Here is a 12,533-nt window from a genome sequence, read left to right on the forward strand (position 1 = left end):
TCTGCGGCGTGTCGCGCTCATAAGTGGCATCTCGCGGAGGGGATCAGAGGTGCAGAGGGGTCAGAGGTGCAGGGCCAGGCCGTCGAGGATGTCGTGGGCCGTCGTCGTGACCGACGTCACGGCGGGGGAGGCCTCCTGGACGGCGCGGAGGACCTCGGACCAGATGGCGGCGCCGGCGCCGAGGACGTCCTCGCGGCCGGCGCGGACGTAGGGGAGGACGGCTGTCGCGGCAGGGGAGAGCGCGGCGAGCTCGTCGCAGGCGGCGAGGACGTCGCGGATCGGCAGGGTCGCCTCGAGCGCGTCGCGGTCGTAGGCCTCGACACGGAGGACGTGCGCGGTGACCGTGAGGACCGTCGCCGCGACTCCGACGACACTGCGCGCGGCCGAGAGGTCGACGGGGGAGGCGGCCAGTGCGCGGCGGACGTCAGCGCGGATCGCGGCGCGCTGCTCCGCGGTCGGCGCGCCCCCGCCGGCGCGGTGGCGCTCGGTGAGCCGGACGCTGCCGACGTCCATCGAGTGCGCCTGCTCGGGTTCCGCTCCACCCAGCACCAGCTCCGTCGAGCCGCCGCCGAGGTCCACGACCAGGACGGGCCGGGGCGCGTCGACGGCCGAGAGCGCACCGCGGAAGGAGAGGGCCGCCTCCTCCTCGCCGCTGATCGTCTGGGGGCGGGAGCCGATGATCCGCTCGACCGCGACGAGGAAGTCCTCGCGGTCCGCCGCGTCGCGGGTCGCGGAGGTGGCGACGAAGCGCACGCGCTCGGCCCCGGCCTCGCGGACCAGCTCGGCGTACTCGCGGGTCACGGCGAGGGTCCGCTCGAGCGCCTCCGGGTCGAAGCGGCCGGTGCGGTCCACGCCGTGGCCGAGCCGGACGAGCTCGGTGCGGCGGAGGACGTCGACGAGGCGGCCGTCCTCGACGTCCGCGATCAGGAGCCGGAGGGAGTTGGTGCCGCAGTCGAACGCGGCCACGCGGGTGGCGGTCATGCCGACAGTCTGCCCGGCGGCCCCGCCGCTAGATTGGCAGGGACGAGCCGAAGGAGCCCCCGTGCACGAACACCACGTCCGCGTCCACCGCAGCGACGAGGACCTCCCGCGCCACGGGCAGCTCGCCCACGCCCTGGCCGAGGTCGCCGCCGATCCCGTCGAGGTCGAGGCCGAGGTCGCCGAGATGGTCGTCAACCGCGTCATCGACAACGCCGCCGTCGCCGCCGCGTCGCTGGTGCGCCGCCCCGTCGTCGCCGCGCGCTCGCAGGCGCTCGCCCACCCCGCGTCCATCGGCGGCGAGGGCGCGACGGTGTTCGGCGTCGACCCGGGCCGCCGCGTCTCGCCCGAGTGGGCGGCCTGGGCGAACGGCGTCGCCGTCCGCGAGCTCGACTACCACGACACCTTCCTCGCGGCCGAGTACTCGCACCCCGGCGACAACATCCCGCCGCTGGTCGCCGTCGCCCAGCACGCGGGCATCGACGGCGCCCGGCTGGTCCGCGGCATCGTCACCGGCTACGAGGTCCAGGTCGACCTCGTCCGCGCGATCAGCCTGCACCGGCACAAGATCGACCACGTCGCGCACCTCGGCCCCTCGGCCGCGGCCGGACTCGGCACGATGCTCGGCCTCGACGTCGCCGTCATCGAGCAGGCGATCGCCCAGGCGCTGCACACCACCACCGCCACCCGCCAGTCGCGCAAGGGCGAGATCTCGAGCTGGAAGGCGTACGCCCCCGCCTTCGCCGGCAAGGCCGCCATCGAGGCCGTCGACCGGGCGATGCGCGGCGAGACCAGCCCGTCGCCGATCTACGAGGGCGAGGACGGCGTGATCGCCTGGCTGCTCGACGGCCCCGACGCGTCCTACGACGTGCCGCTGCCGGACGCCGGCGAGGCCAAGCGCGCGATCCTCGACACATACACGAAGGAGCACTCGGCCGAGTACCAGGCGCAGGCGCTGATCGACCTGGCCCGCCGCCTGCACCACGCGCACCCCGAGGCCGCGGACCCCGAGCTCGTCGAGCGGATCGTCCTGCACACCTCGCACCACACCCACTACGTGATCGGCTCCGGCGCGAACGACCCGCAGAAGTACGACCCGACGGCGTCCCGCGAGACGCTCGACCACTCCGTGCCGTACATCTTCGCGGTCGCGCTGCAGGACGGCGCCTGGCACCACGAGCGCAGCTACGCCCCCGAGCGCGCCGCCCGCCCCGACACCGTCGCGCTCTGGCAGCGCACGACGACGGAGGAGGACGCGGAGTGGACCCGCCGCTACCACTCGACCGACCCGGCGGAGAAGGCGTTCGGCGCGCGCGTCGAGATCCTGCTCACCGACGGCACGACGATCGTGGACGAGATCGCGGTGGCGGACGCGCATCCGCTCGGCGCGCACCCGTTCACGCGCGAGCAGTACGTCGCGAAGTTCCGCACCCTCGCCGCCGACGTCCTCGAGGAGCCCGAGATCGAGCGCTTCCTCGACCTCGCCCAGCGCCTGCCCGAGCTGACGGCGGACGAGGTCGCCCGCCTGACGATCGTCGCAGCGCCCGGCGTCCTCGCCTCCGTCGAGTCCCCCCGCGGCCTCTTCTGACCACGTCCCCCTCCCCTCCCGCGAGATGCCACTTGTGCGCGCGACACGCCGTGAAAAGCGTGCACAAGTGGCATCTCGCGGAAGAGGTCAGAGCAGGGAGTCCGTCAGGTGGTCCGGGGTGCCGAAGCGGTGGGCGGTGATCGAGACGGCCTGCTCGCGGAGGAACGGGAGCAGCTCGAGGCGGCCGGACTCGGTGGCCTCGTTCGCGTAGACGGCGAGGTCGGGGCGTCCGCCGGTGACGGACGTCACCGAGGAGGCGTCGGCGCCCAGCAGGCGCACGCGGCCGGCGCCGTGCTCGCGGACCCGCGCCGCGAAGGCGGCCTCGTCCTCGACGGCGACCGCCGAGGCTCCCGACGCGATGGCCGAGACGAGCTGCGGCGGCAGCTCGGTCGCGCTCGAGACCGCCACCCGGGTCCCGGCGGTCGCCGCGGCGACGACGACCTGCGCGAGCGAGCCGACCGGCTCGCCGTCCGCGAGGCGGATCAGCACCGGGGCGTCGTACGGCAGGTGCCGGAACACGTTCCGCTCGGCGGTCAGCCCGGTGACGTCCCGGGCGGCGCCCGCGGCCAGAGCCTGCGCCGCGCTGCGGGCCGTCCGCTCGACGGCGTCCGCCTCCGCGGGCGACAGCTCCGCTCGGGCGGCGGCCACGAGCCGGCCGACGCGCGGGTCCTCGAACGCGGTGGTGGCGGTCGACGGCGCCGAGGTCCACGACCCCAGCCCGAGCAGGTAGTCCGGTCCGCCCGCCTTCGTGCCCGGTCCGACGGCCGACTTCTTCCAGCCGCCGAACGGCTGGCGCTCGACGATCGCGCCGGTGATGCCGCGGTTGACGTAGAGGTTGCCGGCCTGGATCCCGCCCAGCCAGGTGCCGATCTCGGCCGGGTCGAGCGCGTGCAGCCCGGAGGTGAGGCCGTAGTCGACCTCGTTGACGAGCGCGATCGCGTCCTCGAGCGTCGCGGCGGTCATGATGCCGAGGATCGGTCCGAAGTACTCGGTGCGGTGGTACTCGGAGCCGCGGCGCACGCCGTCGCGGACGCCCGGGCTCCACAGCATCCCGCTGTCGTCCAGCGCGCGCGGCTGCAGCAGCCAGCGCTCGCCCTCGCCGAGCGTCGTGAGCCCGCGCAGCAGCTTGCCCGCGGCGGGCTCGATCACCGGCCCCATCCGGGTCGCCGGATCGGTCGGCAGGCCGACGGTGAGCGAGTCGACCGCGTCGAGCAGCTGCGCGCGGAAGCGCTTGGAGCGCGCGACCGAGCCGACCAGCACGACGAGCGACGCGGCCGAGCACTTCTGGCCGGCGTGGCCGAAGGCGCTCGAGACGACGTCCTTCACCGCGAGGTCGAGGTCGGCGGAGGGGGTGACGATGATCGCGTTCTTGCCGCTGGTCTCCGCGAGCAGCGGCAGGTCGTGCCGGAAGGAGCGGAACAGCTCGGCCGTCTCGTAGGCCCCGGTGAGGATCACCCGGTCCACCGAGGAGTGCGCGACGAGGTCGGCGCCGAGCTCCTCCTCGGGCAGCCGGAGCAGCAGCAGCGCCTCGCGGGGCACGCCGGCGGCCCAGAGCGCCTCGGCCAGCACGGCGCCGCAGCGCGCGGTCGGCCCGGCGGGCTTCAGCACCGCGGCCGAGCCGGCGGCCAGCGCGGCGAGCGCACCGCCCGCGGGGATCGCGACCGGGAAGTTCCACGGCGGAGCGACGAGCGTCAGCTGCGCGGGGTGGAAGACCGCCCCGTCCACCGAGTCCAGCTCGCGGGCCCGCTCGGCGTAGTAGTGCGCGAAGTCGATCGCCTCGGAGACCTCCGGGTCGCCCTGGTCGATGGTCTTGCCGGCCTCGGCGGCCATCACCTCGAGCAGCTCGCCGCGGCGCGCTTCGAGCTCGTCGCCGGCGCGGTGCAGGATGCGCGCCCGCTCGTCGGCGGGCAGGGCGCCCCACGCGGAGCCGGCGGCGCGGGTCGCGGCGAGGGCCGCCTCCAGCTCCTCGCGGGTGGCGATCGTCGCGGCCTCGATCGCGTCGACACCGGCGCGGGAGGCGGGCACGCGGGCGAGGATCTCGTCCGCCCAGGCGCGGTTCGCCGCGACGGACGGGTCGGTGTCCGGGGTGCTGCGGAAGTCGCCGAAGCCGGGGCGGCCGGTCGCGGCGAAGCGGTCGGCGACCCGGTGCGCGGGCGGCACCGCTCCGTCGAGCGCGCTGACGGAGGCGCGGAAGCGGGCCTCCTCGCGGGCGAACAGCGCGGGCTGAGCCTCGAGCTCGAAGACGGCCGACATGAAGTTGTCGCTCGACGCGCCCTCCTCGAGCCGGCGGATCAGGTAGGCGATCGCGACGTCGAACTCGGCGGGCGAGACGACCGGCGTGTAGAGCAGCAGCGAGCCGACCGTGCGGCGCACCGCCTCCGCCTGGCCCTGCGCCATGCCGAGCAGCATCTCGTACTCGATCCCCTCGCGGACGCCGCGCTCGCCGGCCAGCAGCCAGGAGTAGGCGACGTCGAAGAGGTTGTGGCCGGCGACGCCGACCCGCACGTTCCGGATCCGGTCCGGGTGCAGCGCGTAGTCGATCACGCGCTTGTAGTTGGTGTCCGAGTCCTGCTTCGTCGACCAGGTCGCGAGCGGCCAGCCGTGCACGGACGCCTCGACCTGCTCCATCGGCAGGTTCGCGCCCTTGACCAGGCGCACCTTGATGCCGGCGCCGCCGCGGGACCGGCGCGCGGCGCTCCACTCCTGCAGCCGGATCATCGCGGAGAGCGCGTCGGGCAGGTAGGCCTGCAGCACGATGCCCGCCTCGAGGCCGAGGAACTCGGGCCGGTCGAGCAGGCGGGTGAAGACCGCGATGGTGAGATCGAGGTCCTTGTACTCCTCCATGTCGAGGTTCACGAACTTCTGCGGCGTCGCGGCGGCGGCGCGGGTGAAGAGCGGAGCGAGCTCCTCGACGATGTCGTCGACCGCGGCGTCGAACGCCCACGGGTTGTGCGGGGCGACGGTGGAGGAGACCTTGATCGACACGTAGTCGACGTCGTCGCGCGCGAGCAGGCGGTGCGTGCCCTCGAGCCGGCGCTGCGCCTCCTTGCGGCCGAGGACCGCCTCGCCGAGCAGGTTCATGTTGAGCCGGACGCCGTCGCGGCGGATCTTCGCGATCGCCGGGCCGAGGCGCGAGTCGGTCGCATCGATGATGAGGTGGCCGACCATCTGCCGCAGCACCCGGCGCGCGATCGGCACGACGACGTCCGGCAGCAGCGGGGCCACCGCGCCGCCGAGGGCGACCGCGCCGCGCATCGGGGCGGGCAGGAAGCGGGGGACGCCGCCGGCGATCGAGCGCAGCGCCGCGGCGGCGACCTTCGTGTCCTCGGGGCGGACCACGCCGTCGACGAAGCCGACCGTGAAGTCGAGGCCGGTCGGGTCCTTCAGCACGCCGGCGAGCTGGGCGCCGGAGGCGTCGACCGGGACGTCGGCGGCGTCGCGCAGCCACTGGCGCACCAGCGCGACGCTCGCGTCGACGAGGCCGGGGTCGACGCTGTCCGCGGCGGGCCCGGCGTGACCGGTGGCGGGCCCGGCGGCGTCGTCGGAGAAGGGACCGGTGGAGCGGGCAGGAGCGGCGAGATCCGTCATGACGTCAGTATCCGACCGGGGTACCGTTGAGCAGAAGCGACCGTTCCTTACCGGTACCGGTCACTCCTCCTTACTGAACCGCTCTGCCGACTTGCTGAACCGCTCTGCCGAATCGAGGTCGCCCGTGCTCGACGTCCGCCGCCTGGTGCTGCTGCGCGAGGTCGCCATCCGCGGCACCCTGGCCGCCGCTGCGGAGGCCCTCGCCTACAGTCCCTCCGCCGTCTCGCAGCAGCTGACCGTGCTGGAGCGCGAGACCGGTGTCGAGCTGCTGCGCAAGGTCGGGCGGCGGGTGCAGCTCACCCCGCAGGCCGAGATCCTGGTCGCGGCGGCCGGCGAGGTGCTGGCGCTGCTCGAGCGGGCGGAGGCGGCGCTGGCCGCGTCGGGGGAGTCGGTCACCGGGCGGGTGCGGGTCGCGGTCTTCCAGTCGGCGGCGCTCGCGCTGATGCCCGGCGCGCTGCGCTCGATCGCCGAGCGCGCGCCCGAGGTGCGGGTCGAGATGGTGCAGCGCGAGCCGGAGGGGGCGCTGCACGAGACCTCCTGGGCGCGCGAGTTCGACCTGGTCGTCGCCGAGCAGTACCCCGGCCACTCGGTGTCCTGGCTGCCGGGCCTGGTGCGCAGCGACCTCACGACCGACGCGATCCGCCTCGCGGTGGGCCGCGACTCCGCGATCCGCGACCTGCGGGGCGCCCGCGACGCCGCCTGGGTGATGGAGCCGCGCGGCACCGCCAGCCGGCACTTCGCCGAGCAGACCTGCCGCGTCGCGGGCTTCGAGCCCGACGTGCGCTTCGAGACCGCCGACCTGCAGGCACAGATCCGCCTCGCCGCCTCGGGCAACGCGGTCGCGCTGATGCCCGACCTTGTCTGGGCCGGCGGCGAGGCCGACTGCCGCCTCCTCGAGCTGCCCGGCCGCCCCCGCCGCACCATCTTCACGGCCCAGCGCGAGGCCCAGCTCGCCTCGCCCGCCGTCCGCGTCTTCCGCGAGTGCCTCGCCGAGATCGCCGCGACCTACGCCTGACCCGCGCGCCCTCGTCCCCTCCCGCGAGATGCCACTTGTGCACGCTTCTCACGGCGTGTCGCGTGCACAAGTGGCATCTCGCGCAGCGCGTCAGGGGGTGCGGTCGCCACCAACGGGGGGCGTGCGTCGGAGGGCAGGGGTGCGCTTAGCTGGCGATCGTCGTGGATGACAGCGTTACCACGCCCCGCGACTCCGTCTTCGGATCGCCATCGAAAGGACCCTGCATGTCCCAGCCCTCCTCCGGCACGCCCGGACCCTCCCGCCGCACCGTGACCGCCGCGGCGGCGTGGAGCGCTCCCGTCGCCGCCGCGGTGATCTCCGCGCCCCTCGCGGCCGCTTCGACCGCCGTCCTCTGCGACAGCGAGGTCGACTTCCGGCGGACCAGGAATGCCGGGGGCGACACTGCGACGCTCCTGGCGGTCTCCCCCACGGGCGCGGTGTCGACCGTCCGCATCGCAACGGTGGTCGCTCCGAACACCACGACCGGGACGCAGGGCACGAGCTACAACCTGACTCAGAGCGACCAGGGGTGGGGAGGCGGCACCCGTGACGGCGTGAACACTGAGGTGATGTTCACCTACGGCGTGGGCGGCGCGCTCGTCCTGAACCAGCGCCGCGCAGGTCCGATCGGCGAGCTCCCCAGCCCGGGAGTCGACTCCCAGACCCTGACCTTCCAGTTCTTCGACCCGCAGGGAAACCTCTTCGATCCGGTCGGTCTCCAGCTCGAGTTCATCGACATCACCTCGCAGAAGCGCGTGCCGTGGCCGCAGACTCACTGGGACGCGCTGGGCTTCAGCGTCGCGCCGACCGCGATCCAGAGGGACGGCATCTCCGAGGGCGTCGGTGCCGGCACGATCGCCGACCCGTACCGGCGCGCGACGGAGGACGAGACGACTCTCCCGTTCCTCCGGAGCGACGGCTTCTCCTTCGACGCGTTCCCCTCCGGCAGCACGCTCACCTACACCCAGCACGACGGCCGGCAGGGCTGGCACTCGATCTACCTGAGTGCCCTCCGGTTCCGCTCCGACGTCTGCTGACCCTCCGCGAGATGGGACCGTGAGCGACATGGGTGCGGACGAGGTGCGGCTGGTCGAGACGACGGCCGACGACGCGGTGGCGGGGCGGCTGTTCGCCGTGCAGGAGGCGGAGATCATGCGGCGCTACGGCGGCGACGACCCGGGGCCGAGGCCGCCCGCGGACGCGCCGACGCTGCTGCTCCACGTCGGGGTGGACGTCGTCGGCTGCGTAGCACTCGCCGCCGAGGGCGGGATCGGCGAGATCAAGCGGATGTTCGTGGCCGAGTCGGCGCGCGGCCGCGGTTACAGCCGCCTCCTCCTCGCGGGAGTCGAGGAGCTGGCCGTCCGCCACGGCGTGACGCTGCTCCGCCTCGTCACCGGCATCGAGCAGCCCGAGGCGATGGCGCTCTACAGCAGCTCGGGCTACGAGCTCATCCCCGGCTTCGGCTACTGGGGCGACGAGCCGGCGACCCGCTGCTACGCGAAGCGTCTCGCCCCCGCCGAGCCCGCGAGCTGACCCCGGCCGGCGTCAGAGCTTGGCGAGCTTCGCGCGCGCGATCAGGAAGCCGCCGTACATCACGAGGCCGGCGCCGATGACGGTGAGCGCGATGGTCCCGTAGGGCGGGACGTCGAGGAAGCGCAGGGCGCCGTCGAGCCCGGTCGCCCGCCGGGCGTCGCCGGTGATCGCGGCGACGACGAAGAGCCCGCCGGCGATGCCGAGGGCGATCCCCTTCGAGACGTAGCCGGCCGCGCCGAGGATCAGCACGGCCGTGCCGCGCCGCCCCGCGGGGATCCGCACGAGCTTGCGGAAGCCGCGGCGCACGCCGATGGCGACGAAGCCGATCCCGCTGCCGAGGACGATCCCACCGACCAGCGTCAGCACGATCGCGCCGGCCGGTCGAGCCAGCAGATCGGTGCTGATCGCGCGGATGGTGGCGGAGGAGCTCGTCGACCCGCCGAGCGCGAAGACCAGCGTCGTCCCGGCCAGTGCGAGCGCCGCGAAGCCCTTGCCCGACTCCACGATCCGCCGCCCGAGGCGCTTCGCGCGGCTCGGATCGCTCGAGCGGCTCTGGAAGGAGAGCTGCCAGAGCCCGAGCGCGACGAGCGCGACCAGCGCCGCCCAGACGACGACGAGTCCGGCCGGTGTCTCGGCCAGGCGCGCGATCGCGCCGGAGGGATCCGCCTCCTGCGTCGTCTCGTCCCCGAACGCGACCCGCAGCGAGAGGCCGCCGATCAGCAGGTGCACCACGCCGTTGACGGCGAAGCCGAGGCGCGCGAGGCGCCGGAATCGCCGCGTCCGGACCCCCGAGCGCGGCGTCGGCACGCTCACTGTGGACACCGGACCAGCCTCTCACGCGTCCACCCCTGTCCCCGGGCGCCCCGGCGGCGGTGGAATGGAGTCCTGCCCGCGGTGAACGCGCCGATCGCACCGATCGCTCCTGCCGCGGGCGCCCTCGAGGAAGAAGGACCGCCATGACCACCTGGCTCATCACCGGCTGCTCCACCGGACTCGGCCGCGCGCTCGCGACCGCCGTCCTCGCCCACGGCGACCGCGCCGTCGTCACCGCGCGCGACGTCGACTCCGTCCGCGACATCACCGAGGCGCACCCCGACTCCGCGCTCGCCCTGGCTCTCGACGTCACCGACGACGCGCAGGTCGCCGCCGCGGTCGACGCCGCCGTGGAGCGCTTCGGCGGGATCGACGTGCTCGTCAACAACGCGGGCTACGGCTACCGCGCGGCGGTGGAGGAGGGTGAGGAGGCCGCGGTGCAGCAGCTCTTCGACACCCACCTCTTCGGCACCGTCCGCACGATCAAGGCGGTCCTGCCCGGGATGCGCGAGCGCCGCTCCGGCACCATCGTCAACCTGTCCTCGATCGGCGCGCGCATCTCGCCGGAGGGATCGGGCTACTACGCCGCGGTGAAGGCCGCGATCGAGGCGCTCACCGAGTCGCTGCGCAAGGAGGTCGCACCGCTGGGCATCCGGGCGTTCTCGGTCGAGCCGGGCGGCTTCCGCACCGACTTCGCCGGCCGCTCGCTCACCCAGTCGTCGCAGCCGATCGCGGACTACGCCGAGACGGCGGGCAAGCGCCGCAAGGAGCACGACACCGTGCACGGCACCCAGAAGGGCGACCCGGCGAAGGCCGCGACCGCGCTGATCGAGGCCGTGGAGTCGGCCGCGCCGCCGTCGATCCTGCTGCTCGGCAACGACGCGTCGGACGCCTTCCGCGCGGTGCTCGACGCCCTCCGCTCCGACGTCGACGCGTGGGAGCCGCTCAGTCGCGGCACGGACTTCGCCGACGGGGAGTGACGGGCGGGGCGCCGGCGGGCTCGTGAAGCGGCGTCGCGCGCCAGGAGTCAGGGAGCGTCGCTCTCACAGAGCGCGTGCCTTCTATCCTGCCGGGGTCAGCGGGTCCGTCCCCGCGCGCTCCCTGTCGCTCTCCCGAACGGAACCCCATGCCCCCGCGCCCCTCCGCACCCGCCGGACCCACTCGACGGACCATCGCCGCGAGCGCGGCGTGGAGCCTCCCCGTCGTCAGCGCGGCCGTCGCCGCTCCGCTCGCCGCCGCGTCGCCCGCGTCCTGCCGCAGCACGGCGGTGTTCACGCAGACGAGCGTCGCGAGCAATCCCACGGTGCTCACGGCGGTCGCGCCCGGCGGTGCCGTCTCGACGGTGCGGATCGACTCCGCCCTGGCGGCCGGTACCACCACCGCGACCCAGGGCCGTGACTTCAACCTGGTGCGGGACGGCAACCGATGGGCGTCCGGTGGCAGCCTGTCGGCGGTCTCGGAGGTCGTCGTCCGCAACTACCCCGCCGGTTCGCTGATGCTGAATCAGCGGCGGTCCGGACCGATCACAGAGGATCCGTCGCCCGGGCCCGATGCGCAGACGCTGACCTTCACGTTCGTCGGCCCGGACGGACGATCGTTCGATCCGACCGATGTCCAGCTGTCGATCCAGAACATCACGTCGGACACGAATCCCGGATATCCCTGGCTCCTGAGCTGGTGGTCCACCGTCGGCTTCAGCGTCCGGCCCGCATCGATCTCCTCGACGGCCGGCCATGAGGGAGTCGGCACGGGGACGGCCGAGGATCCTTTCCGGCGCGCCGCGTCCTCGGACGCCGGGATAATCGGCCGAGCCCTGATCGACACCTTCACGTTCGGCGCGTTCCCCTCGGGGAGCACGCTCACCTACAGCCAGCACCAGGGGCACCAGGGCTGGCACGCCAGTGCGCTGGGGGCGCTGAGCTTCGTGTCCTACAACTGCTGACCCTCGCGGTCGGGGCGAATGACGAACCGACGTTCCGCGCCAGAAGTGAGGAGGATTCGTCTTTGCCGAGCGTCGAACCTACGCTGCCGTGTCGGGCAGTCGGTCCTCGCCTGTCCACTCCCTCCTCCGGAACGGATCCGCCATGTCCCCTCTCTCGTCCGACCCGACTCACTCCTCCGGTCCCACCCGTCGCTCCGTCACCGCGGGCGCACTGTGGAGCATCCCCGTGATCAGCGCGGCGGTCGGGGCTCCCCTCGCCGCCGCGTCGATGACTCCGGCCACCCCGGTCTCGCCGCAACCGTGCTCCAGCGTCACGATGTTCACGCTGACGAGCATTGCGAGCAATCCCACGACGCTGATGGCGTCCTCGCCCACCGGGAAGGCGTCGACCGTCCGGATCACCTCCGTCCTGGCCCCCGGCACCACGACCGAGATCGACGGGAAGAGCTACAACCTCACGCAGGACGGCACTGTCTGGTGGGCCGGGGGATCCTCGGACTTCGCCAACGAGGTGCCGCTGCGCTATTTCGAGCCCGGAGTGCTCATCCTGAACCAGCGTCGTGCCGGCGCGGTCTCCACGTCGGACGTCAGGTTCCCGGGGACGCCTGCTCCGGGTCTCGAAGCGCAGACGCTCACCTTCGAGTTCCTCGATGAGGAGGGGAAGCCGTTCGACCCGTTCGACGTCCGGCTCACCGTCCTGAACATCACGTCGGGTGTGGTGAGTGAGACGTCCTACTGGCCTCTGAAGTTCTGGTCGACCGTCGGCTTCAGCGTCACGCCCACCTCGATCTCCTCACGGGGCGGAGCTGCGGGGGTCGGGGCAGGCACGGTCGCCGACCCCTTCCGGCGCGCCACCAACTGGGAGCCGGCTGTCCCACTCACGCCCCGCTACGACACCTTCACGTTCCGCTCGTTCCCCTCGGGCAGCTCGCTCGTCTACAGCCAGCACGGCGGCTACCAGGGCTGGCACAGCAGCGCGATCACGGGGCTCGGCTTCGGCTCCCGCGACTGCTGAGCACGAGTTTCGCGCCAGCGGTGGGGGAGCGTCGCACTCGGGCGATCGCTGCTCCTATCCT

10 protein-coding genes are annotated in these 12,533 nt (G+C 73.6%); 7 read left to right on the top strand and 3 right to left on the bottom strand.

The window, feature by feature from the left end; genetic code table 11:
- Positions 1-60: 60 nt before the first annotated feature.
- Positions 61-981, bottom strand: coding sequence for an exopolyphosphatase (locus MT355_RS16120; protein ID WP_243600351.1), 921 nt, complete (start codon positions 979-981; stop codon positions 61-63).
- A gap of 61 nt (positions 982-1,042) precedes the next feature.
- Here MT355_RS16120 and MT355_RS16125 point away from each other — a divergent pair, with 61 nt between their 5' ends.
- A complete protein-coding gene (locus MT355_RS16125) occupies positions 1,043-2,566 on the top strand; it encodes an MmgE/PrpD family protein (protein WP_243600352.1) in 1,524 nt (507 codons plus the stop codon).
- A gap of 87 nt (positions 2,567-2,653) precedes the next feature.
- On the opposite strand, the gene MT355_RS16130 is transcribed toward MT355_RS16125, so the two are convergent.
- Positions 2,654-6,154 (bottom strand): bifunctional proline dehydrogenase/L-glutamate gamma-semialdehyde dehydrogenase, encoded by a 3,501-nt coding sequence (locus MT355_RS16130; protein WP_243600353.1) that lies wholly within the window; start codon positions 6,152-6,154, stop codon positions 2,654-2,656.
- Between the two features lie 124 nt (positions 6,155-6,278).
- Between MT355_RS16130 and MT355_RS16135 the strand changes: the two genes are divergently transcribed.
- The 3 genes from MT355_RS16135 to MT355_RS16145 all read left to right on the top strand — a co-directional run bounded on the left by MT355_RS16135 (position 6,279) and on the right by MT355_RS16145 (position 8,702).
- Positions 6,279-7,169: a LysR substrate-binding domain-containing protein gene (locus MT355_RS16135; protein ID WP_243600354.1), complete on the top strand. Its 891-nt coding sequence runs from the start codon at positions 6,279-6,281 to the stop codon at positions 7,167-7,169.
- A gap of 224 nt (positions 7,170-7,393) precedes the next feature.
- Positions 7,394-8,206, top strand: coding sequence for a hypothetical protein (locus MT355_RS16140; protein ID WP_243600355.1), 813 nt, complete (start codon positions 7,394-7,396; stop codon positions 8,204-8,206).
- Positions 8,207-8,234: 28 nt separating this feature from the next.
- A complete protein-coding gene (locus MT355_RS16145; protein ID WP_243600599.1) occupies positions 8,235-8,702 on the top strand; it encodes a GNAT family N-acetyltransferase in 468 nt (155 codons plus the stop codon).
- 12 nt (positions 8,703-8,714) lie between these two features.
- On the opposite strand, the gene MT355_RS21665 is transcribed toward MT355_RS16145, so the two are convergent.
- Positions 8,715-9,524 (bottom strand): DUF1206 domain-containing protein, encoded by an 810-nt coding sequence (locus MT355_RS21665; RefSeq protein WP_173287283.1) that lies wholly within the window; start codon positions 9,522-9,524, stop codon positions 8,715-8,717.
- A 134-nt stretch (positions 9,525-9,658) separates the two neighbouring features.
- Between MT355_RS21665 and MT355_RS16155 the strand changes: the two genes are divergently transcribed.
- The 3 genes from MT355_RS16155 to MT355_RS16165 all read left to right on the top strand — a co-directional run bounded on the left by MT355_RS16155 (position 9,659) and on the right by MT355_RS16165 (position 12,472).
- A complete protein-coding gene (locus MT355_RS16155; RefSeq protein ID WP_243600356.1) occupies positions 9,659-10,495 on the top strand; it encodes an oxidoreductase in 837 nt (278 codons plus the stop codon).
- 146 nt (positions 10,496-10,641) lie between these two features.
- Positions 10,642-11,457: a hypothetical protein gene (locus tag MT355_RS16160; protein ID WP_243600357.1), complete on the top strand. Its 816-nt coding sequence runs from the start codon at positions 10,642-10,644 to the stop codon at positions 11,455-11,457.
- 142 nt (positions 11,458-11,599) lie between these two features.
- Complete coding sequence (locus tag MT355_RS16165) at positions 11,600-12,472, top strand: hypothetical protein (protein ID WP_243600358.1); 873 nt, start codon at positions 11,600-11,602, stop codon at positions 12,470-12,472.
- The last annotated feature ends 61 nt before the right edge of the window (positions 12,473-12,533 follow it).

Origin of the sequence: Rathayibacter sp. VKM Ac-2929, assembly GCF_022815495.1 — a bacterium.
Lineage (GTDB): Bacteria > Actinomycetota > Actinomycetes > Actinomycetales > Microbacteriaceae > Rathayibacter > Rathayibacter festucae.

What these genes read in the sequence shown, in the direction of transcription:
- MT355_RS16140 (WP_243600355.1), top strand. Translation starts at nt 7,394, where the DNA reads ATGTCCCAGCCCTCCTCCGGCACGCCCGGACCCTCCCGCCGCACCGTG.
- MT355_RS16130 (WP_243600353.1), bottom strand. Translation starts at nt 6,154, where the DNA reads ATGACGGATCTCGCCGCTCCTGCCCGCTCCACCGGTCCCTTCTCCGAC.
- MT355_RS16120 (WP_243600351.1), bottom strand. Translation starts at nt 981, where the DNA reads ATGACCGCCACCCGCGTGGCCGCGTTCGACTGCGGCACCAACTCCCTC.
- MT355_RS16160 (WP_243600357.1), top strand. Translation starts at nt 10,642, where the DNA reads ATGCCCCCGCGCCCCTCCGCACCCGCCGGACCCACTCGACGGACCATC.
- MT355_RS16145 (WP_243600599.1), top strand. Translation starts at nt 8,235, where the DNA reads ATGGGTGCGGACGAGGTGCGGCTGGTCGAGACGACGGCCGACGACGCG.
- MT355_RS16155 (WP_243600356.1), top strand. Translation starts at nt 9,659, where the DNA reads ATGACCACCTGGCTCATCACCGGCTGCTCCACCGGACTCGGCCGCGCG.
- MT355_RS16165 (WP_243600358.1), top strand. Translation starts at nt 11,600, where the DNA reads ATGTCCCCTCTCTCGTCCGACCCGACTCACTCCTCCGGTCCCACCCGT.